Origin of the sequence: Zunongwangia mangrovi (genome assembly GCF_900112105.1) — a bacterium.
GTDB lineage: Bacteria > Bacteroidota > Bacteroidia > Flavobacteriales > Flavobacteriaceae > Zunongwangia > Zunongwangia mangrovi.
Map to the genome: position 1 here is coordinate 157,144 of NZ_FOKV01000003.1, position 22,000 is coordinate 179,143.

The 22,000-nt window shown below is 34.2% G+C and carries 22 protein-coding genes and 1 tRNA gene; 8 read left to right on the forward strand and 15 right to left on the reverse strand.

The genetic code is table 11. The features are described from left to right. Positions 1-33 precede the first annotated feature (33 nt). Positions 34-1,161: a P1 family peptidase gene (locus BM201_RS09020; RefSeq protein WP_092541811.1), complete on the reverse strand. Its 1,128-nt coding sequence runs from the start codon at positions 1,159-1,161 to the stop codon at positions 34-36. 126 nt (positions 1,162-1,287) lie between these two features. Here BM201_RS09020 and BM201_RS09025 point away from each other — a divergent pair, with 126 nt between their 5' ends. The 5 genes from BM201_RS09025 (at position 1,288) to BM201_RS09045 (ending at position 6,013) form a co-directional block, all read left to right on the forward strand. After that, positions 1,288-1,539 carry a hypothetical protein gene (locus tag BM201_RS09025; protein ID WP_092541813.1) on the forward strand — a complete coding sequence of 84 codons (252 nt, stop codon included), beginning with the start codon at positions 1,288-1,290 and terminating at the stop codon, positions 1,537-1,539. Positions 1,540-1,634: 95 nt separating this feature from the next. Then, positions 1,635-2,984 carry a 30S ribosomal protein S12 methylthiotransferase RimO gene (gene rimO / locus BM201_RS09030; protein ID WP_092541815.1) on the forward strand — a complete coding sequence of 450 codons (1,350 nt, stop codon included), beginning with the start codon at positions 1,635-1,637 and terminating at the stop codon, positions 2,982-2,984. A gap of 61 nt (positions 2,985-3,045) precedes the next feature. Beyond that, positions 3,046-3,462: a hypothetical protein gene (locus BM201_RS09035; RefSeq protein ID WP_092541817.1), complete on the forward strand. Its 417-nt coding sequence runs from the start codon at positions 3,046-3,048 to the stop codon at positions 3,460-3,462. Position 3,463: 1 nt separating this feature from the next. After that, positions 3,464-3,865, forward strand: coding sequence for a hypothetical protein (locus BM201_RS09040; RefSeq protein ID WP_092541819.1), 402 nt, complete (start codon positions 3,464-3,466; stop codon positions 3,863-3,865). Between the two features lie 99 nt (positions 3,866-3,964). Then, entirely contained in the window at positions 3,965-6,013 is a 2,049-nt protein-coding gene (locus BM201_RS09045; protein ID WP_092541821.1) for an LTA synthase family protein, read from the forward strand. Here the strand turns inward: BM201_RS09045 and BM201_RS09050 are convergent. The 3 genes from BM201_RS09050 to BM201_RS09060 all read right to left on the reverse strand — a co-directional run bounded on the left by BM201_RS09050 (position 6,010) and on the right by BM201_RS09060 (position 9,684). After that, a complete protein-coding gene (locus BM201_RS09050; RefSeq protein ID WP_092541823.1) occupies positions 6,010-7,188 on the reverse strand; it encodes a hypothetical protein in 1,179 nt (392 codons plus the stop codon). The genes BM201_RS09045 and BM201_RS09050 overlap by 4 nt on opposite strands. Before the next feature lies 1 nt (position 7,189). Beyond that, positions 7,190-8,452 (reverse strand): YaiO family outer membrane beta-barrel protein, encoded by a 1,263-nt coding sequence (locus BM201_RS09055; RefSeq protein WP_092541825.1) that lies wholly within the window; start codon positions 8,450-8,452, stop codon positions 7,190-7,192. A 233-nt stretch (positions 8,453-8,685) separates the two neighbouring features. Then, positions 8,686-9,684 carry a response regulator gene (locus BM201_RS09060; RefSeq protein ID WP_092541827.1) on the reverse strand — a complete coding sequence of 333 codons (999 nt, stop codon included), beginning with the start codon at positions 9,682-9,684 and terminating at the stop codon, positions 8,686-8,688. 158 nt (positions 9,685-9,842) lie between these two features. On the opposite strand from BM201_RS09060, the gene BM201_RS09065 reads away from it, so the two are divergent. Continuing rightward, positions 9,843-10,730 (forward strand): aldo/keto reductase, encoded by an 888-nt coding sequence (locus BM201_RS09065; protein ID WP_317039141.1) that lies wholly within the window; start codon positions 9,843-9,845, stop codon positions 10,728-10,730. A gap of 22 nt (positions 10,731-10,752) precedes the next feature. Here the strand turns inward: BM201_RS09065 and BM201_RS09070 are convergent, their stop codons facing one another. Next, complete coding sequence (locus BM201_RS09070) at positions 10,753-12,327, reverse strand: NADP-dependent glyceraldehyde-3-phosphate dehydrogenase (protein WP_092541829.1); 1,575 nt, start codon at positions 12,325-12,327, stop codon at positions 10,753-10,755. A 145-nt stretch (positions 12,328-12,472) separates the two neighbouring features. On the opposite strand from BM201_RS09070, the gene BM201_RS09075 reads away from it, so the two are divergent. Then, a tRNA-Pro gene (locus tag BM201_RS09075) sits at positions 12,473-12,546 on the forward strand. A 213-nt stretch (positions 12,547-12,759) separates the two neighbouring features. Continuing rightward, entirely contained in the window at positions 12,760-12,987 is a 228-nt protein-coding gene (locus BM201_RS09080) for a hypothetical protein (RefSeq protein WP_092541831.1), read from the forward strand. Positions 12,988-13,164: 177 nt separating this feature from the next. Here the strand turns inward: BM201_RS09080 and BM201_RS09085 are convergent, their stop codons facing one another. The 10 genes from BM201_RS09085 to BM201_RS09130 form a co-directional block, all read right to left on the reverse strand. Further along, positions 13,165-13,506: a hypothetical protein gene (locus BM201_RS09085; RefSeq protein WP_092541833.1), complete on the reverse strand. Its 342-nt coding sequence runs from the start codon at positions 13,504-13,506 to the stop codon at positions 13,165-13,167. Between the two features lie 9 nt (positions 13,507-13,515). After that, on the reverse strand, positions 13,516-13,932 hold the full coding sequence (locus BM201_RS09090; protein WP_092541835.1) for a hypothetical protein: 417 nt from the start codon (positions 13,930-13,932) through the stop codon (positions 13,516-13,518). 14 nt (positions 13,933-13,946) lie between these two features. Then, positions 13,947-16,598, reverse strand: coding sequence for a restriction endonuclease (locus BM201_RS09095; protein WP_092541837.1), 2,652 nt, complete (start codon positions 16,596-16,598; stop codon positions 13,947-13,949). Between the two features lie 3 nt (positions 16,599-16,601). Further along, positions 16,602-18,485, reverse strand: a complete 1,884-nt coding sequence (locus BM201_RS09100; RefSeq protein ID WP_092541839.1) for a site-specific DNA-methyltransferase — start codon at positions 18,483-18,485, stop codon at positions 16,602-16,604. 48 nt (positions 18,486-18,533) lie between these two features. Then, on the reverse strand, positions 18,534-18,827 hold the full coding sequence (locus BM201_RS09105; protein ID WP_092541841.1) for a type II toxin-antitoxin system RelE/ParE family toxin: 294 nt from the start codon (positions 18,825-18,827) through the stop codon (positions 18,534-18,536). Next, positions 18,827-19,051: a type II toxin-antitoxin system ParD family antitoxin gene (locus BM201_RS09110; RefSeq protein WP_092541843.1), complete on the reverse strand. Its 225-nt coding sequence runs from the start codon at positions 19,049-19,051 to the stop codon at positions 18,827-18,829. The genes BM201_RS09105 and BM201_RS09110 overlap by 1 nt, the downstream gene beginning before the upstream one ends. Positions 19,052-19,361: 310 nt before the next feature. Further along, positions 19,362-20,273, reverse strand: a complete 912-nt coding sequence (locus tag BM201_RS09115) for a hypothetical protein (RefSeq protein ID WP_092541845.1) — start codon at positions 20,271-20,273, stop codon at positions 19,362-19,364. Positions 20,274-20,279: 6 nt separating this feature from the next. Beyond that, entirely contained in the window at positions 20,280-21,020 is a 741-nt protein-coding gene (locus BM201_RS09120; protein WP_092541847.1) for a relaxase/mobilization nuclease domain-containing protein, read from the reverse strand. Continuing rightward, entirely contained in the window at positions 21,017-21,589 is a 573-nt protein-coding gene (locus BM201_RS09125; RefSeq protein WP_092541849.1) for a hypothetical protein, read from the reverse strand. Before BM201_RS09125 ends, BM201_RS09120 begins: the two co-directional genes overlap by 4 nt. A 2-nt stretch (positions 21,590-21,591) precedes the next feature. Beyond that, positions 21,592-21,927, reverse strand: a complete 336-nt coding sequence (locus BM201_RS09130) for a plasmid mobilization protein (RefSeq protein ID WP_092541851.1) — start codon at positions 21,925-21,927, stop codon at positions 21,592-21,594. Between the last annotated feature and the right edge of the window lie 73 nt (positions 21,928-22,000).

Sequence of the window (22,000 nt, forward strand, 5' to 3'; positions counted from 1 at the left end):
GTCTTGGCGTAGCATTCTTAAAAATAGACTTAATCATTCTTCTAAAACACCTTGCGCTTTTAGGATCGATAAGACTTTTTCTACAGGTAGTTTTTTAATCGTATGTCCGTCGTATCCGGTCATATCTTCAGCCATAAACAAACTATTAATAATAGCTTCTTCCGTTGCTTCATTTGCAGCCATAAATAGCGGAGACATCCAGTCGTTAGGAACACTTTCAGTTTTATAGATTTCTTTTGTTTGATATGGAATTCGAACCTCTTCCGCAGTAGAAAAAGCGATGATATAATCTCCACTTCCGTTAGAGGCAATTCCGCCGGTTTGTGCCAATCCCATAAAAGCACGTTTAGCTAATCGTTCTAAATTACGATTGGTTAAAGGCGCATCGGTAGCAACAACGATCATACAACTACCATCTACATTATTTTGCAACTCATCTGAAAAGGCGAATTTCTTTAATTTTTCACCCATATTTACGCCGCCAATATCCATAACTCCGCCAAAATTACTTTGTACCAAAACGCCTACAGTATAGCCGCCAAGATTTTCAGGTAATTTGCGAGAAGAAGTTCCAATTCCGCCTTTATAACCAAAACAGATCGTACCCGTGCCGGCACCAATATTTCCTTCCTTCGGTTTATCTGTACTTGCATTTTCTATAGCTGAAATTACATCGTTTGTAGAAACATGCTGCCCTCTTATATCATTTAAGTAGCCATCGTTAGTTTCGCCTACGATCGCATTGACCGATCTTACGTTCTCGTTTCCGGGTAGATTTAGCGTGTATTTTATAACGGCATCGATGCCGGTAGCAACATTTAAAGTATTGGTTAGAATAATGGGAGTTTCGATATTCCCCAGTTCGTTTATTTGTGTGGTACCAGCTAATTTTCCAAAACCGTTACCCACAAAAAATGCCGCCGGTACCTTATCCTGAAAGATATTTCCACCGTGGGGTAAAATTGCAGTAACACCAGTTCTAATAGAATCGCCTTTGATTAAAGTGGTATGTCCAACTTTTACGCCTTTAACATCAACAATACTATTGGTGGCGCCAACGGGCATAACTCCGGTTTTAATACCCAATTCTCTGGCGGTTTTTTGAGCATACGTGGATAGTTTAACAATAAAAATGAGCAGAAAAAAAAGCCGAAATTTCATAGAATATTGATTGATCTTTTAAAGATACACTATTCTTAAAAATAACTTCCCAGTCTATAAAATAATCGAAAACACTGCTCGTTCTTTAAACCCAAATCAAAGAAAACCCAAAAGAAAACTCAATTTATGTTAGATCGATTATTTCTGCGAAAGCTAACGCATAAAGGAAAAATAGCCTATTGGATTATTCAATTGGTATTAGATGCACTTTTTATAGGCTACCTTTTTATTTTTATGGATTATAATATGGATCGTTTTGCGGGTGATGGCTATGGAATCGTCATTGGCGGCGTAATCGCTGCGATGCTAATTTCTGGAGTTATCTGCCTGGCATTATGGAAGAAACCTGAAGAAGAACTGCATTCTCAACAAGATTGAATTTGCTGAAAACCACCTAAAAACTAAATTTTAGTCCAGATCCTTAGTATTTCGTTCATCTTCACTACTTTTGCACTCCTAAACGAAGATTTTACATGAGGACTAAATCGCTAAAAAAGAACAGGATAAATGTGGTAACCCTTGGTTGTAGTAAGAATGTTTACGACAGCGAAGTGTTGATGGGGCAGTTAAAAGCGAATGATAAAGAAGTTGTTCACGAAGAAGATGGTAATATCGTGGTGATAAATACCTGCGGTTTTATCGATAATGCTAAAGAACAATCTGTAAATACGATCTTAGAATTTGTAGAGAAAAAGGAGCAGGGCGATGTAGATAAGGTGTTTGTGACCGGTTGTCTAAGTGAGCGTTATAAACCAGATCTACAAAAGGAAATTCCAAATGTAGATCAATATTTTGGAACTACAGAACTTCCTGGTTTGTTAAAAGCTTTGGAAGCCGATTATAAACACGAGCTTATTGGTGAGCGTTTAACCACAACGCCAAAAAATTACGCATATTTAAAAATTGCTGAAGGTTGCGATCGTCCTTGTAGTTTTTGTGCAATTCCGTTAATGCGTGGTGGTCATAAATCGACACCAATCGAGCATTTAGTTACTGAAGCTAAAAAACTGGCAGCAAACGGCGTAAAAGAATTAATTCTTATCGCTCAGGATCTTACTTATTACGGTCTGGATCTTTACAAAAAGAGAAATCTGGCTGAATTATTAGAGAATCTTGTAAAAGTTGAAGGTATCGAATGGATTCGTTTGCATTATGCTTTTCCTACAGGATTCCCAATGGATGTATTAGAGATCATGAAGCGTGAGCCTAAGATCTGTAACTATTTGGATATCCCATTACAGCATATTTCAGACGATCTTTTAAAGTCGATGCGTCGTGGAACTACTCATAAAAAAACCACAGATCTTTTATATAAATTCCGTGAAATCGTACCAGAAATGGCAATTAGAACAACGCTAATCGTTGGTTATCCCGGGGAAACTGAAGAGCATTTTCAGGAATTGAAAGAATGGGTTAAAGAAATGCGTTTTGAACGTTTAGGTTGTTTTACCTATTCTCACGAAGAAAATACGCATGCTTATAATCTTGAGGACGATGTTCCAGATGATATAAAACAGGAGCGCGCTAACGAGATCATGGAAATTCAGTCTCAAATTTCTTGGGAGCTGAATCAGCAAAAAATAGGAGAAACTTTTAAGGTGATAATCGATAGAAAAGAAGGAAATTATTTTATTGGTAGAACAGAATTCGATTCGCCAGATGTAGATAATGAAGTTTTGATCGATGCTACTGAAATTTACTTGAAAACAGGCGAATATTACGATATTAAGATAACAGATGCAGCCGACTTTGATTTGTACGGTACACCTTTAAATGCAGAAGCAAAGCCTACACGAAAAGAATTAAAAATAAAAACGGTGTAGGGTAAAATTTTTTAGGAAATAATAAAGGATTTCGGTATTTTTAGATCGAAATCCTTTTTTTATGCAGAAAATCGAAAAACATAACGGCTTTTTTAGAAGACATTATTACAGTCTGTTTGGTTCATTTTACCTAATTATTGCTGTTGCTATGTTTTTTATTGAAGATAGCTCGAGTGTGATGTCGTATGGCTACTTCGCCTTTGGAATTGGCTATTTTGTAGTACAATATTTCTCTGGTGGTTCTACTGAAGAATATATTAGCTGGGATCATGATAAGATCGTTTTAAAACAATGGACTCAAAAAGAAGTTAGCTTTACTTTAGCTGAAATCGATCATATAAATGTTTCAGATTATAATCTTACGATCAAAAAAGGAGCAGCTGCCGGAACAATGATGGAATTAAAAGGTTTCAAACCTGAAGATATTCAGCAATTACAGGAGGATTTTAGTTCAGAAGTTAATTTACAATTCGCCTAAGATGCAAACTACAATCAAGAAACATTCACCATTTTGGGTAAAACATTTACGGCTTATTTCTGGAGTTGCTTTTATAATTTCGGGAATTGCTAATCTAATTGAAACTGAACATCCGGTAGGTATATTTATGTTTACGATGTTTATGTTTGCTGGTTTTATTAATTTACTGGTCTATTTTTATTATCCAAAAGAAGTAATGATCTCTTGGGATGATGAAAAGTTGGAAGTTAAAGGTCAGCAGTTAAAATCTAAATCGTTTTTATTTAAAGATATTGTTGATTTTCGTTTCGAAAAAGATAAACTCATTTTAAAATCTGATGCGCATCGCGGTTCTATTTTAAATATAAAAGGTTTTAAAGAAGACGATCTTCAACTACTACGATCCAGGCTTACTTTAAATTAGTTCTAGTACGTTTCAGAAAAAAACCTATCTATTTTTATACATTCTTATATTTAAGAATACAGCTTTTTTTGATACTTTGGCTACTTGTAACTAAGTCTTATGTCTCAGATAAGTTCATTCGATCATCTAAGTTTTAGAGAGAAGTTAATTAATGCTACCAGAGAATTTTTTTCGATTTCACTGGTGTGGCTATTGCTATTGTTTTTGCTTAGTATTTTAGAGCTTTTATATAATACAGTAGTAAATTCTGTACAGGAAAATTTCTTTAATCTATTGATGTACAGTTGCTGGATGGATATTTTGCTTTGGTTAAAATGGGGTGCAATTTGTTATTTATTCTACATAATTTTTTATGTAATTCATCCAAGATCGGCTAAAGCTATTTTTAAAACTTTTATTTGTATCGCAGCCGTTATACAAACCGCGTTGGTTTTATATTTCACTACTTCTTTAAACTTACTTGGGGCAGATCTTTTTAGTTACTCCTTAGAAGATGTACAGCAAACTTTAGGAGCTTCTGGCGGATTAAGTTTTGTGGCGATACTTCAGTTTTTGGTGGTAATTGCCATTTGTATTTCAATTTTATGGTGGGTGCCAAGATTCATTAAATTGCCGTGGAGTTTAGGGGTGATCTATCCAATTGCTTCAGTAATTATTTTCTTCACGCCAAGCAATTCAGCATGGAGCCAGATAAGTTTACAGAACACTTTTGCCAGCAATCTGGTCACTAATAAATCTGATTACTTTTTTACAAGTTCATATTATTATTTTTTTCCGAAGACAGATTACGACGTAGATATTTACGCCGATAATTATATTGGTATTTATGACAATCTTGATAATTCTATTGCCGATTTTGAATATTTAGATGAAAGTAATTATCCTTTTTATCATGTAGATGGAGATACCGATGTGCTTTCTCCTTATTTTAATCTGAATGAAAAAAAACCGAATGTTGTTATTATTTTGGTTGAAGGATTAGGGCGAGCTTTTACAAATAAAGGTGCATATTTAGGAAACTGGACTCCTTTTTTGGACTCGCTTTCTACACAAAGTTTGTACTGGAAAAACTTTCTTAGTCAGGGTGGGCGTACTTTCGCTGTTTTGCCTTCTGTTTTAGGATCTTTGCCATTTGCACAAAGTGGTTATTTGGGAATGGGCGAGCAAATGCCTAAACAATTATCGCTTTTAAATTTGCTGAAACATAACGGGTATGAAACTTCGTTTTATTACGGTGGTGATGCGAGTTTCGATAATATGGAGCTGTATTTAAGAAGAAATAAAATTGACGATTTAATCGATAAAGATGAGTTTTCTACAAATTCAGGATTACTGCCCGAAACAAACGGATTTACCTGGGGTTACGATGATGAAGCACTTTATGCTGAATATTTAAAAACAAGACCTTCAGATAGTGCTGCAAAACCACAATTAGGTGTTTTGCTAACGGTTTCTTCGCATAACCCATTTAAAATTAATCATCAGCAGGAGTTTTATGATCGATTTGAAGAGCGAATGACGCAACTAGAATTTTCAGATCGGAAAAAGCAGGATTATCGCTCGTATCGCGATCAATACGCCAGTATTTTATATACCGATGAAATGCTTAAAAAGTTCTTCGAAAACTTCGAAAAGCGTCCAGATTTTGAGAATACCATCTTTCTAATTACAGGAGATCACCGTATGCCAGAAATTCCTATGGCAACCGTTATCGATCGTTATCATGTACCATTAATTATGTATTCGCCAATGCTTAACAGAACTTCAGAAATGGCTTCGATCTCTTCGCATTATGATGTTGCGCCAAGTCTTTTAAGATTGCTGAAATCGAATTATAATTTAGATCTTCCTGATAATACCAGTTGGCTGGGAAAAGGTTTAGATACTGTAGTTAATTTTAGAAATATTCATCAAATTCCGTTAATTCAAACCAAGGTGAATATGAAGGATTATGTGGTAGGAAACTATCATCTTAACGGCGATCGTCTTTATGAAATTCAGGAAAATATGGGAACACGACCTGTAAACGATCCAGAGCAGCAACAAAGTATTATGGATGCGTATAATGGATTTAAGCAGAAGAACGCCATAATTACCAATGGCGGGAAAATAATTCCAGATTCGATTTATGTGAAATATACGAACTAAGATTCGTTATTTTCTGCACTAATTTTTTTCTCGTAATCTTCTAAGATGGTTTGAAGCATTGGGCGATAGAATTTCCAGAAGAAACTGGCTCTTTCAGTTTTGTCTCTGTCATTGTAGAAAAACCGTTGAAAAAGGCTAATTCCTTTAAAATACGAAGTTCCCATAGTGATGGGATTGTCGCAAAAATCACCAGAGAAATAATAGAATTCGTAATCGCTATCAATATGATAAGTTACGGCAGGAAATGAGGAAGGAATACCGTATTTCTTCAATTCCTGGCTTCCTTTTTCTGTAGTGTAGAGTTTATAATTTGCAGCGGTTTTATTGATAGTCGGGTTATTTTGAACAATATCGAACCAGAACGGATATTTCATTTCATTAGGTAGCGAGAAGCGCTCTTTTCCGTAGTCATTACTTAAGATCTGCGGGATTTCACGCTCTAAATGTATGCTGTCTTCAAGAATGGTTACCTGGTCACTTTCGTGTACAAAGGCAACTCCAGATTTTTTAAATGGCCATTTATTACCATGTTGATTTAGGTAATTTCGAATAAGCCATCGTGGCAATTCTTTATTGGTAAGCGTATCCAGATTGTCAAAATAACGACCCGTCCATCCAGTCCATTTTAGACCAAAAGTCCGTTCGAATTTTCGTCGAATATCGAATGCGGTAGGTGAGCCAAACGTATTAAATTCGGTAATAACAAGCTTATTTTTTTCCTTCATTTTACGAAGGAGATCCATGTCATTTTCTTTTAATCCGCCGTATACAATCCCAGAGCGCTCGGTTTGATTGTCTTGCTCGTACCACTCGTTGGTGTAAATTCCGTAGGTATCGGTAAAATAAACCAAATCTGCATCGTTACTTAATTGTTCTATTTTGTTTGACGGGAAACGCTCTAATCCACGAAGGTCAAATTCTTCATTTTCCTTCGGAAAAAAACCAAAATAATCTTCGCTCCTTTTATAGAATTTGGTTGAAGTCTTTGTGTATTTCTTGTAATTAAGAACCCAGTCTAAAGAGATATGTTCCTGGCCTTCTGTAGTTAAAACGGTTTTATCGATAATAGCGGCAACCATTTTAGTTTTAGGCGTAAAAAACCACGCCAAAAACATAAAGACTGGCAACAATAAAATCAAAATAATAATAATGTGTTTTAAACGCTTTTTCAGCATTTTAAAAACGTTTTAAATATCCTACGCCTATCGTTAACTGATTACCAGTTTCGCCTTGTCGATATTCCTGATTTTCGAGTCCGGTTTCTATAAATACCACATTAGTGGCCCAAAGTGTTTTACGAAAGCCTAGAGAAATATTATTCGATTTTAGGCGATATTGATTACCATTATTATATAAAATATTATTAGTTTGATTATCTGGCGAAAGCCCCGTACCAATTCTAATACTTAAAAAATCATCTGCACCGCCCAGATAATAGCGCGTCATAAAGCTAAAGGATTGGGAAACCGAATTATTAGAGGGCGTTAAAAAGGTTCTTAGATTAAACCAGAAGCTTTTGTAGTATTTCCCTACGGAAGCGGTGTAGATCCAGGTCTCGTCGTCGAAACCTAGTAATCTAAAACCAGCTTCGGCTTCTAGGGCCCAGGGTAGGTTAGCATAAAGAGAAAAACCTGCGCGATATTCTGGAAAGATGCCAGCATTATCTGAAATTCCTGCATTTACATAAGCGTAGAAAGTTTCAGAAATACTTGGATAGGCATCAACTTCAAACTGAAATGCATTTGTATTAAATCGGTTTGCATAATTCACTCTAGCCACAACAGATCCTATTTTAGTTTGCCTGCTGTAATCGATGCTGGCGAGATGCCAGGGATCATCAAATTGTTCGTCAAAATACACAAAATCGTAAGTTGCGCCTATTTGATTTTTAGCTGAAAGTGTGGTTAAACGCTGACTCAAAGATCGAGCTTCAGTATTTTTCGGGTTAATTTTTAATAGCTTGGAATTAGCATCCTGTGCCAGTTTATATTCTTTTAGATCACGAAGCACTTTTGCCTTCAGCAATAATAAGTTTTCAGATTCGGGATGTTTTTCTAAACCATTATTAATAATATTTAATGCTTTTTTAGAATTATCGTTCCAGTATTCTAAACTTCCATAAGCAAAAGAGCCATCTTCGTGGCCGGGATTATCTTTTAAAACTCTCTCGAAAGCTACTCTTGCGCTGTCAACTTTATCACTCCAGGTATATACTCTTCCTAAAAAAATACGAATTCCTGTATAATCTGGGCTTTGCTCTAAAGCCTGCTTTGCCAAATTGATCGCTTTGGGATAATCGTCTTCCTCGAAAGCTGCATTCCTGGCCATGGTAAACAATTCATCAGAGCCGTATTGTTGTGCGTTACCGGTAAGATTTAAGCACAGGCAAAAGAAAATTACTGTAAAATATCTAAAATAAGAATGATTTATACTACTCATTATAAAGAAATACTTGTGCAAAGCACATGATTTGGGTTTTATGAATATAGAAATTAAATACTAATTCAGCTACAAAAATATTGGATAAACCAATAAATCAAAGAAAAAAAGGAAAGTGTTTTTATTGGCACCGCCAAAGGATGTAATACCCCTAGGCTTGTCTCGAAATTAAAAATTTATTTCCAACGAGGGCCTTGTGGGATTGTCCCAAGGTACTTTACAGAATTTAGAAATTAATCATCGAATTCTATTCGGGCGGTTTTTTCTGAGATTTCCCGAATGATCTGGTCGAATTCCTGCGCAGATTTATTGATCTGTTCCAGGTAAAATTCAGATTTGTCTTCAAAATTATCGTTAAGCATATTTACTAAAGCCATCATTCTTACTAATGGTGCTCTAACTACGTGACTTTGCGTCCATGCGATTTCACGCAATTTTTTGTTTTGAGCTTCCATCGCTTTAATATGTTTAAGCTGCTCTGTAATATCGTTGGCAAGTATTAATCTAGCCGGCTTATTGTTGAATTTTATAAGATTACTATGAATCTCTACATCGATATTTTGCTTGTCTTTAGTGCGATGCTTAAAAATACCTTTATAACTGCGGTTTAAATTCTTTCGAGTTTCATAAACCGTTTTTAGCATTTTAGGAATTTCGGCTGTAGATCGAATATCGGTTATTTTCATCGAAAGAAATTCTTCTAAAGTATGCCCGTATTTAGTTTGTGCAGCTTCGTTTACATCGATAAATTGTAAGGTCTCGATATCGTAAACCCACATAGGTTGCGGGCTTAAATGAAATAAACGACTATATCTTAATCTGGACTCTTCAAGCGCATGAATATAGCTGCGACGGTCTATATTATGGCGTATGGCTTTATAAACGGTAAAAGTGTCTAAACTGTCTTTTATAAGATAATCTGAAGCACCTCTTTCTAAACAGCGAATGCTAAAAGCCATATTTAGCTGGTTGCTTAAAATTACAACAGGAATCGCTGTGGTGAAGGCGAGAATATGATCTAATTTTGTTAATCCCGCTTTTCCTGGTTTACCTAAATCCAAGAATATGATATGATAGGTATGCTCTTTTAGCTCATTTATAGCTTCTGAAGTAGAGTGAATATTGGTCACTCTTGTAATTATGATCGAATCGTCCAGGTATGCTTTTATGCAGAAAGGTTCTTCCTCTGGATTAGAGATTAGTAGGATCTTGTAGGTTTTGTTGTGGGTCATAACAGCTAGCTCCCTAAGACAATACTAATGTCTCTTTTTACAGCATTGATAATCAGGTAAAAAGATTTAGCTTAAGGAGCGTCAAATATAGAACCTTCTAATGAATTAAGCAATCTAAATTTTTAGTCAAAGATTTGTCAAAATTTCCATAGATTTTTATGAATCAGATACACGTCTTATCTTTAACAAAAAAGCTTATGAATATTACAGGTATTAACGGAAAAGTGAAATTGAATAATAGCTACGAAATGCCTTATTTTGGTTTAGGTGTCTATAAATCTAAAGATGGCGATGAAGTTAAAAATGCTATTCATTTTGCTTTAAAAGCTGGTTATAGACATATTGATACTGCCAGTTTTTATAAAAATGAAGAAGGAGTAGGAGAGGCCATCAAGGAAAGTGACATCCTTCGTGAGGAGATCTTTGTAACAAGTAAGGTCTGGAATGATGACCAGGGTTATGAAGGGACATTAAAAGCTATAGATGAGAGTTTGGCCAAGTTACAGATGGATTATTTAGATCTATATTTAATTCACTGGCCCGTACCCGATACATTAACTGAAACCTGGCGCGCGATGGAAGAGATCTATAGATCTGGTAAAGCAAAAGCGATTGGTTTATGCAATTGTGTAGAACATCAAATGGATGAAATTATCGAAAATGGAACTATAAAACCTATGTTGCTTCAAAATGAATTTCATCCAAAACTCGTGCAGCAAAATATGTTGAATTATTGTGCTGAGCGGAATATTCAATACGAAGGCTGGTCACCATTGATGAGGGGCCAAATACTGGATAATGAGGTTTTAAAAAATATTGCTGAAAAATATCAAAAATCGACTGCACAAGTGGTATTAAGATGGGACTTACAGAAAGGCGTAATTACCATTCCTAAAAGTGTTCATGAAAACCGAATTAAACAAAATGCTGAGATTTTTGATTTTGAATTAACCGAAGATGAAGTACAGCAAATAGATGATTTAGATAATAATGAAAGAACAGGAGCACACCCCGATCATTTTATGGAGCATTTTGCTAACAAATAATCGGGATGATTCCTGAAAAGTTTTACAGAAGATAATCTGTACTCATAAAATTAGAGGATTTACTATGCAGCAAATTTTCTAAAATCTCGTTATTGTATGGATTATCTTTTGAAGCTACAAAAGTTCGTATAGAGAAAGAGCGAAGTGCATCGTGCACGCTAAGTGTACCTACGGCAGAATCTTTTCTTCCTGTAAATGGGAAAACGTCTGGACCACGTTGGCAGGAACTATTAAGGTTTACGCGACAAACTAAATTCACTAGTGTATCGATTAGCGGAGCAAGTTCGCAAATATCTTTTCCGAAGAGAGAAACTTGTTGCCCGTAGTTAGAATCTGCAATTTCTTCTAATATTTCTTTAATTTCTGAAAATGGTTTTACTGGAATTACCGGTCCAAATTGTTCTTCCTGGTAAACATTCATATCCTTAGTTACCGGAAAGAGTACGGCTGGAAATATGAAATTTTCTGAAATTTCACCACCTTTTTTATTGATGATTTTAGCGCCTTTTTGCTGAGCATCTTCAATTAACCCCTGGATATATTCAGGTTTGCCAGGCTCAGGCAATGGAGTAAGGTTAACATTTTCGTCCCATGGATTTCCAAATTTTAAACTGTCAACTTTTTCAGCAAAACGCTTTAAAAATTCTTTTTGTATAGATTCGTGCACATAAAGAATTTTAAGTGCAGTACATCGTTGGCCGTTAAAGGAAAGTGTTCCAGATATACATTCGCTAATCGCCAGGTCCAAGTCGGCATCTGGTAAAATAATTCCAGGATTTTTGGCTTCAAGTCCTAATACTAATCTTAGTCTATTTTTATAAGGATGTTGATCCTGCAGTGCAATAGCCGATTTACTGTTACCAATAAGTGCTAATACATCGATTCTACCGCTTTGCATAATTGGCGCAGCAACCTCACGACCTCTACCGTAAATCACATTTACTACTCCGGCGGGAAAACTTTCTTTAAAAGCTTCAAGAAGCGGAGAAATAAGCAATACACCATGTTTCGCAGGTTTAAAAATTACGGTATTTCCCATAATAATAGCGGGAATCAATAAAGCGAAAGTTTCATTTAAAGGATAATTATAAGGTCCTAGACATAGCACAATGCCTAAAGGTCCTCTTCTAATATGCGCGTAAACTCCGTCTTTTTTAGAGAATTTAGCGCTATCGCGATCCAGGTCTTTGTAATCTTCAATGGTGTCTTCAATATACTCAACCGTTCTGTCGAATTCTTTATAAGAATCTGGCATAGATTTACCAATTTCCCACATAAGATATTTTACTACGATCTCTCGTTGCTCTTTCATTTTGCCTACAAAGTTTTCCATACAGGCAATACGCTCGGCAACTTTCATTGTAGGCCAAAGTCCTTTTCCTTTATCAAAAGCATGGCAAGCAGATTCTAGCACTTCCAGAGCGGTTTCTTTATCCATGTGAGGTACAGTACCCAATAGTGTTTTTTGATAATTTTCTGAAGATGAAATTGTAGAAAAAACCTCATCGGTTTTGCCAGTCCAATCGATGAGTTTACCGTCACTTAAATAGGTTTTTTGGTGTAGTAGATCGTTGATCTTTAGTTGGTCGGTTGTCATATTTGTAAATTCAATTAATTATACTATGAATATACTCAATTTCCGACCTATAGTAGTGCTGAAATTATCAATTTATTGAGTTTTATTTTTATGGAATTATATTTTGAAAATATAGCCGAACCTGTTTATTTTGCCATTTCTAAATCGGGATGTGGCGCAGTCTGGTAGCGTATACGTCTGGGGGGCGTAGGGTCGCAGGTTCAAATCCTGTCATCCCGACAAAATCCGCTGATAATCAGCGGCTTATATTTTTTTCGGACATAATGCGGACAGATTTTTTCTTTTTTCTTTCCTTCTGATAAAATGAGTTAAGTAAAGTTAAGCTGAATAAGCCAACTTAAATTAATTCAAGTAATATTCTCTAAAATTCTTATTTAATAGGAATGGGCTATATTTACTATGCTTTTGTAATTTATACCTTAATTGAATATCATGGATAAAAAAGTTCGAGTAAAATTGCATTTAGATAGAGACCTTTTGAAAGCCTTAAAAGAAGAAGCTAAGGCAAATCAATGCAGTTTAAATAACTACATAGAAAAGGCATTAGCTAAAGACATTGGTAATATTCCTAATGAGGCTACTAAAGCCGCTATTGAAGAAGCCAAAAGCGGAAATTTGGAACGAATTGATAATATTGATGATTGGTTGGAAAAACTATGAATTTAAACCATTCCAGTAGATTATTGTAGTTGAATTATTTTGACTGCAAATTTAGAATTTAAATTATATGTAATTACATATAATTCCTTCTGTTTGATTGATATTATATGTTAAAGCATATAGTTTTGAAGTGCCATCACCCGTAAAAAAGATGAATAAGTAGTAGCTACTAAATTTCTACAATTCTACTTTTTCTGAAATATCGATATTATAAGCTTGCCATATTTTACTTTTATCACTTTGCGTAATCTCTTTCATGGAAAAAGTTATTTTAAATTTAGTTCCTAAATATTTGCATTTAACCTTCACATATAGCTTTGAATAATCATGATGGTAGTAATTGAGTTTTGTAATAAAACCTAACCAAACTCCTCCTTTAAAATGGTCTTCACAAAATTGATAAAAATCTAAGTTACCAACCATTTTACCTACCTCTAATTGTTTAATCATTTTATGCGTAGCATAGGTTAGGGTAGAGAGGACTTGTTGCTTTTCTTGCTTATTGAGAGTAGTTCCCATACGCAAAAGCTATATTGCTCTGAAATTTTTATTTAATTCGTAGGATAAAAAATAATAGTAAAATGCCGCTTTTAAAGTATACTCAATTCCCTTTTTTTTCGAAAAATAAAGCGCAATATCTTCTTTTTTAATCGCTAATTGACGACTTAGATCTTTTTTATTCAATCCAAATTCCTTCATTTTTTGCTCTATCCATTCAATAGTAATAGAGGAAACATCTAAGTTAAAAACTACAGGTTTAATATTATGTTCAGGAAAAATGGCTCTGGCTCTCTTGAATAATTCTTTATTTGATAGAATATAGCCATTAATGAGTTTACTCTGCTTAATTAAAACTGTTTCTTCATCTACTACTGATATTTCGATACCTGCTTTTGAGTAGTTTTTGATTGATTCCTGTTGAGATTCTTCTAGTTCTGTAAGCATATTATATGTTATGGTTAAATGAGTTGTCCTACTTTATTCACTACTCGATATTCTAATTTATCAAATTCACTAAAGTGTGCTTTACCACATTTTATTTTTAATTGCTCATCTGCACTTAATTTATGAAGGTCAATTTCTGGTGTGCCGGTGTCTTTTGTTTCAGCAACAAAATAGACTTTGTTGTCATCCTGAAAAACGACCGCCCAATCTGGGTTATAATTTCCTATAGGGGTTGGGATTTTAAACCAATTAGGCAATTTGAAATAAAATTTAATTTGCTCGCTTGTTTCGCAATCTTCGGCAAATTTGCTTTCTACTCCCGAATCTAACGGAATAAATTCTTCATAAATGGTTTTAGAAGTATCATTTACATTAAATGTAAAATCATTTAGGTAGACTTCTAACTCTTGTGCTTCAAATAAGGCCATTTCGTATTCAGAACCGCCTATCTTTTCATATTTAATGCCTTCTATCATTAAATCATAAAGCGTTCGTTTTATGGCCTGTGAAGCTAAATCTAAAAACAACTGGGGGTTTACTAATATATCAGGAATTCTATTCGATTTACTCAAAATTGCCTGTAGCGTTGATCGGGTTAATTCAGTTTTATTCTGAATATATCCCAAAACATCTGGTATCGACCACGAATAACTATCGTAATTTTCTACTTTATCTCCGGCGTAACTGGTTTCTAAACCTTCATCAGACATTGATAAACGTACTTTGGTAGACCTTATCGACGGTGCTTTAATTTCCGGTAAATCTTTAATCGCTTTGGCCGCTAAGGTTATAAGTTCTTCGGTTTTATAATCTACTCTATATGTGGTTTTATTTTTCAGTTTTTCCCATATTTCTAAAAATTTGGGATCTGCATCAAAACCTTTACGATATTTGATTGGCGTACGTTTTCGTTTATTTTTAACTCGATCTTTAAAGGTTACTCCACATTCATCTTCTATTTCTTTCTGAAGCGTTTTAGCAAAATCATCATAACTTTCATTTGCTATTACCGTTAAGCGGTTAATGTTCTGGTCATAAGTTCTTTTTCCGTTTTGGTCTACTGCCAAACGCAATCCACGTCCTATTTCCTGACGTTTTTTAATATCAGATTTGGTTTCGTTTAGTGTACAGATCTGAAACACATTAGGATTATCCCAACCCTCGCGTAATGCTGAATGTGAAAATATAAACTGTAACGGATTATCCAGATTCAAAAGCTTTTCTTTATCTTTCATAATCAGGCTATAGGTATCATCATCTGCTTTTGTTTCGCCTGAAGTATCTTTTAATTTTCCTTTTCTATCCTGCGAAAAATAACCGTTATGCACTTCTGAAACAGAAAATAGATTTAAATCTTTAAATGCTGGTTTGTTTATGTATTCCTGATAAATTTCTTCAAACCATTGGGCAAATTTCCCTAATAATTGATTACCGTTAGCATCGTATTTTCTGTAATTAACCACTTTATCAATAAAGAATAGCGATAATACTTTAATCCCCAGTTTATTTAAACGCTTCTGCTTTTTAAGATGCTCTTCTACGGTTTTACGGATCTGAAATTTCATCACTTCATCTGTTAAACCGCCCTGGCTATCACCTTTGTATAATATGCTACCGTTGGAAAATGAGATACATTCATTGGCTGCATCTATTTCTTCTATTAAGTAACCATCAGAGTATATTTCGCGCTCGTTGGAAAGGTCATAAAGATCTTTCCCTACAGAAACGTTTACTTTTTTCTTTTTTACGCCACCTTTATCATTTACATTAATAAGAAGCTTCGCGGTAACTTTTGTTTTTGTTGCTTTTATGGAATCTACTGAAACATAGGCATCGTTAAAGGCATTTTCTTCAATTATACTATCTACCTCAATTTGTTTTACCAGGCCTAAATCGTAAGCTTTTACCGGATTTAAACTATAGGTAAGATTATATTGATTTCTGTGAGTAGCCGAGTAACGCAGTGTACAGGCAGCGTTCAAATTTTTTATTGCAGCAATACGTTTTTCGGTTTCCATGTTTTGAGGTTCATCAATAATTACAAATGGATTTGTAGATTGAATAAACTCAATAGGTTTCCGACCGTTCGCTTTATAGTGTGGCTGATTGATAATATTTTGATCTTTGGCGAAGGAATCGATATTAATTACTAAAATTTCTATATTGTTATTGGTGGCATAACCACGTAAGGCGGAAACTTTACTACTATCGTAAACCTGAAAATTGACCGGTACATTATCATAAAGATTCTGAAAATGCTCTTTGGTGATTTCCAGATTTTTTATAACGCCCTCACGAATGGCTACCGAAGGAACTACAATCACGAATTTTTTAAAATTGTAAAGTGCATTTAATTCGTAAATAGTCCTTAGATACACATAGGTTTTTCCTGTACCTGTTTCCATTTCGACTGAAAAATTCATTCCGTCGAGTTTTTTAGAAACAGCTATATCCTTAGCTTTCTGAATACTTTGTAGGTTGGCAAAAATTTGCTCTTCCGATAAAATAAGCTTATTCCCAACCCCATTAATAAGGTTTAGCACATCTTTTTCGCCCAAATCAAATTCCTGTACAGCATCTTCTAAAGGCTGCCCTTCAAAAACATCGGTTATCGATTTAATGGCATCTTGTTGAAATTGCAGATCGGCTTCAAAAGTTAACTTCATCGCTTAAATAGTTTTAAATTCGATCCCTGCATCCTTCATTTGTAACACCGTATTAGTTTTGAGTTGGTCGTTATCTTTGAAAAGTTTGTCTAGCGCAATTACTTTTTGAGGTTTTGTGGCGATAATTTTATCGATAATATCCTGATTAGCTTTTTCTAAAAGTAGTACTAATTCATTATCGTTTATGCTATAATAATCTTCTTGATTAAGAATTTTACTATTAAGATCTTTTCCACTTTTTAGTAGTAACTCATACACCATATTTTCTATCGTAGCCGTTTCTGAAACCGGATCTACAAAAAGTTTAATTTGCTCTTCTAAAGCTTTGGCATCTTTATTTTGAATTTGCTGCCATTGTTTAAAGTTGCTATCGGAAAGTTTAAGAACTTTAAAGCCTAAATCTGGATTAAAGGTTTCTTTTTCATTAAAAGGAATTTCAGATTTCTGTATTTTCTTTTTTTCTAAAATTTCTTCTTCTATTTTTTTACCTGCTCTTCGAATTCTTTCTTTAGAAATATCAGAAATAGTTTTAAAACCTAGTTTTTTCGCTTCGCTTTTTTCTCCAGTTAATTCTGCTATTTGAACACATATAAATTTTCTTTTACTAAAATCTTTATGATTTTGTGCATAGACAGCTTGAGCTAGTGATGCTGAACCTGAAAAAAAATCAAGAATCAAATCATTATCCTTTGTGGCTGCAATAATAAGCGTTATCAAAGTTTTAATAGGTTTTGGAAAATCAAATACATCAGCATCGAATAATTCTTTAGTTTCCTTCGCTGAATCTTGGGAAAATCCGTGATCATCTAATATTGTAGCTAATGTAACTCCTTGTCTTACTTCGGATAAATATCTTTTCAGAAAAGGCGTTCCTGTGGTCTCTCTAAATCCAATCTTATTATCTTTTAATAATCTTTCAACCTTTTCCTGATTATAAAGCCAACATTTATTTTTTGGGGGAGAATATTTTTTGCCAGTTTTAGGATCAACTATGTCAAATATACAACTCTGAGTAAGCCTACCACCTTTTCCATTAGCGCTTAAATCTGAAGCCACCCAAGCTCCATTCGGGTCATTATCAGGATTACTATACCTTGAATTCAACCTAGCACTTCTTGGTTGTAGATATAATTTCAAAGATTCAATCCTTTTAGCATAAATTAAAATGTATTCATGATTTTTTCCAATTATTCTATCATTAGGAGGAGTAGCGCGTCTCTTCCAAACTAATTGTTCTACGAAATTTTCCTCACCAAAAACTTCATTCATCATCATTTTTAGATTGTGAATTTCATTATCATCAATGGAAACAAAAATAACCCCATCATCTTTTAAAAGATTTTTGGCTAAGAATAGGCGAGGATACATCATATTCATCCAATTGCTATGATACTGGCCGTTTTCTTTACTGTTCTTTCTATACATGCCCTCTTTAGTCATATATCCTTCTTCATCTTTATCGCCCACACGTCTTTCGTAATCGGCCTTGCTTTCAGAAAACTTATCGGGATAAATAAAATGATCGTTACCAGTATTATAAGGCGGGTCTATATATATCATTTTCACTTTACCAAAGTAACTCTTTTGTAACACCTTTAATACTTCCAGGTTTTCGCCTTCAATAAAGATATTTTCGGTTTCCTCAAAATTCACCGATTCTTCTTTGGCAGGGATCAGGGTTTTAGTAGTAGGGGCTTGCAACACTTTAAACGCATCGCTTTTTCCTGCCCAGTTTAACACATAGCGTTCGTTACTAAAATTGATGTCTTCGCCCAGGGTGGCTTTTAATTTTTCCCAGTCTACTTTACCTTCAGCAAAAACTTCAGGGAAAATCTTTTTTAATTCTTGTAGTTTTATTTCTTGTGGCGTTAGGCTTGTCCCGTCCATTTTTTTTGTTTTAGAAAATCGCTTTTCAGTATTAGTTAATCAAAAATTTTATTTTAAAAACCTTTTCAAATCTCTACTTCCGTGAAGAATCCGTACAATACGAATATGATTAGAAAGTATTCTATAAAATATGATATGTGAAGAAAAAGGAAAGCTTAATAAGCCTTCCTTTATTTCGTTACGCTGTTTACCAATAGTTGGATTTTTTAAAAGTAATTCGAAATAAGATCGTAACTCAATTAAATACGCTAGAGCTTGTTCTTTGCCGAATTTTTGAAGTCCAAAATCATAAATAGCCTCAATATCTTCCTCTGATTTTTTTGAAAGAGTATAGTAATCCATTAAGAATTTTTCTTGGATTCAATAATTTGATCCATTGTTTGCTGGCTTTCAGGGCCATCCCAACCAAGCTCAATCTCTTTTCTTAAATCCTGAATTACTTTTTCACGATAGATTCCGTGAAGTCGTAAGGCATCTCTAATTACCTCGCTATTATTTTGATATTCTCCCGAAGCAACTTGCTTTGAGATATATTCTTCCTGTTTTTTGGTGAAGCTAATATTCATAACTTTATCTATATCTATCAAATATAGATATATTGAAATTTAAAATCAAATTGTTTTGCCTGTAATTGGTATTCATTAATTTTAAGTATTAGAGTTGATCTAGTTTTCAATGATTGTTTTTTTATCTCTCAATTTTTTTGATCTATTTTCTTAGCCGCAACTTTAGTAAAATTTTGAGAAATATGGTAGATAGCACCCTATATCTCGAAAAATGACTAAGATTTGTAAATGTGCTTCAATCATTATTTTGCCCTAAACACCATCCCTCACTTTGGAGAGATGGCATTTTCTTGTTTTAATAATTAATTCACTAAAGAGGTGATACCCTTGGGGAAGGATAAATATCATCAGTAGGTAATAGCGTTAGATATAAGCTGCCATTTGATCTTTCCCAAAGCGCAAATGAATACTCTACATTCGGTTCGATGATAATACGTTTTGGAAATTTAGTTCTGCCTGCATATCTAGGATCATCTGGACGGAGCTTGGTTCTATTCACAGGTAATAAAAATTTCAAAGCATCGAGCTGATCAAAGTCAATTTCAGGCTCCTCATCTATTGAATTTTTGTAAGGACGAGGATTATATTTGAAGTTTTCTTTTAATTTTTCATGAACCTCATAGCCTCTAATTGTTTTGCTATATCTATCTGTTTTTAATACAAGAAGTTCAAATTCTTCCAGAATATACAACCCTCTAAATAACCGCTTGATTTGATCTTTTCCGAGTTTCGTCCCATAAAATTGTTTCAACTCGGCTAAATCTTTGGAGATACAATGATCTAATAGTTTGTACTCGAAATCTTTAAGTTCTTCCCAACGCTGCTCATCCACAGCCTTTTCTAATCTTGCAATCATCTTTTTTCTATCTTGCTCTTTCTGTTTTAATTTTTCTATTTTCATTTGATTTTCACAGTGCTCACATCTAAACTCATCAAATTTTGACGGTTTTATTTCTCTGAGTTTTTGCACACATGCTGATTGACTGCGAACTTCTTGAAATTCATAAGAATTACAGCTTGTACAATGAAAATAAAAAGTAAGTTTTGAATAAGGTTTAATAATCTTATTTAGATCTTGCTGCGAGATAGTATATTTATCTCGTATTTTTTTAGGCTTATTGATGAAATCGAAAGGTGTACCTTCATATTTCCAGTAGTCTTTAATAATTTCGATATACTCCTCTGGACACTCTTTACTTATTTCTAATTGAATATTTTTCATATTTGATTATCTAGTTATTCCGTAATTAAATTTTCGTTCTTGATTCTTATAGGAAAGTTGCTTTTCTATGCCTTTTAGGGATAGTTTGCGATCTATTTCCGAACCTTTTTTTCGTACGCCATTGGCATCGATAAAAGATATTCCGCGACCGATCTTTGTTTGAATATTTTGCTGTTTCAAATGAAAAGTCAGATCATCCAGCGAATCTGAAATTTCCATAGCTTTCAAAATATTATCTTTTAAATTGGAATTGCGTATATCGCTTGGAATGAAAACTTCTTGGGCTTTAAAATGCTCTAACTTTCGATCCACTTTTCGCAGTCCATATTGCTTTTCAATCTTCCGGGAGAAATCCATGTTTTTATAATGTGTATAACTGTCAGGAACAGCTATATTGTTCTCTTGAATTCTACTGGCTACAATATGAATATGCTCTTTACTTGTACCTTCTTCATGGATATAAGCAGCATATAGATTATTGTGAAAACCTATTTTCTTAGCATAATCCTTAGCTATATCTATCCAATCTTGATTGGTTAACTTCGATTTATCTTCCGGTGCAATTCTTATTTTAATATGAAATGCTTTCTTTTCGCAGCGGTCATTACGATCCTCCAATAGTTTCATTTGATCGTAAATTTGTTTGGCAGATCCTAAACATTCATTAGAATATAAGATCTGGCCACCTCTTTCACAGTATTGCAAAGCGTTACTGGTGTAGGATATGGATTGTAATTTCGCGATCATTCTTCCAATTTTTTTATTTGTGCCTTTAGATCTTCCTTTTTCAGGTAATTTTCATATTTTCTGCTAAGCCGATTAACGTAATTGGTATACGTGGTATCATCAGCTTTGATATCCTTTAGCATTTGCTGTAGATCTTTAGGAATAGATTGATCCGCTTCAAAGTTTCTATAGAATACGTACTCATAAAAGAGTTTATAATCATCCCGTTCTTTGGCGATAGTGCTTCTTTCATTCATATATGGAGGTACATATTTGATTAAGGGAATTAACAGCAATAGCGAAGCGATTAAGATTAAAAGCATTTTCGAACTAAACGGCGTATCTTTTCCAAAGACCGTATATTGGGTATGATGAGTATGATTGACTATTGGCGGATTTTCAGCCAAGACTTTGCTGAGCATAGTATTTGTAGCATTTAAATTCCCGGCAAGCAAATTGCGTTGCTTTTCAAAGAGCTCATCATCTTTTTCTTTTGATCGTTCCAGATCACTTATTTTCTTTTCAATGTGCTCTAATTCATCAGAGACATTTTGCATAAGATTCAGTAATATTTCTTCATTATTCGCCATAACTATAGTTGGGATTTAATTTCTAAGATGTGATTTTTTAAGCCTTCAATATCGTCGAGAACTTTTTTTTGATCGGCTATGATGAATTTCGCACCGGAATTCAACTTCTTGGAAATTTGATTCAAATTGACACCAATTCTGATCATTTGAGAGCTGTATTTTTTTACATCGATATCTTTCTTTTGAATATCAAGAACAGGCTTTCCTAGTTTTTCAAGGACACAGTTTCGTACAAAAAAAGAGACTTTGACTTGAAGTATTTCACATTGATTATTCAGGTATTCTTTGTCTTCCGAAGACAAATAAAAAACAACCCTATGTTTATTTTCTGAATTCATTTTTAATCGATTTTAGTTGACAAATTTTCTATGAGCAGCTCTGCTGCGAATAGCCAGGCGGGGCAAAAGTGTG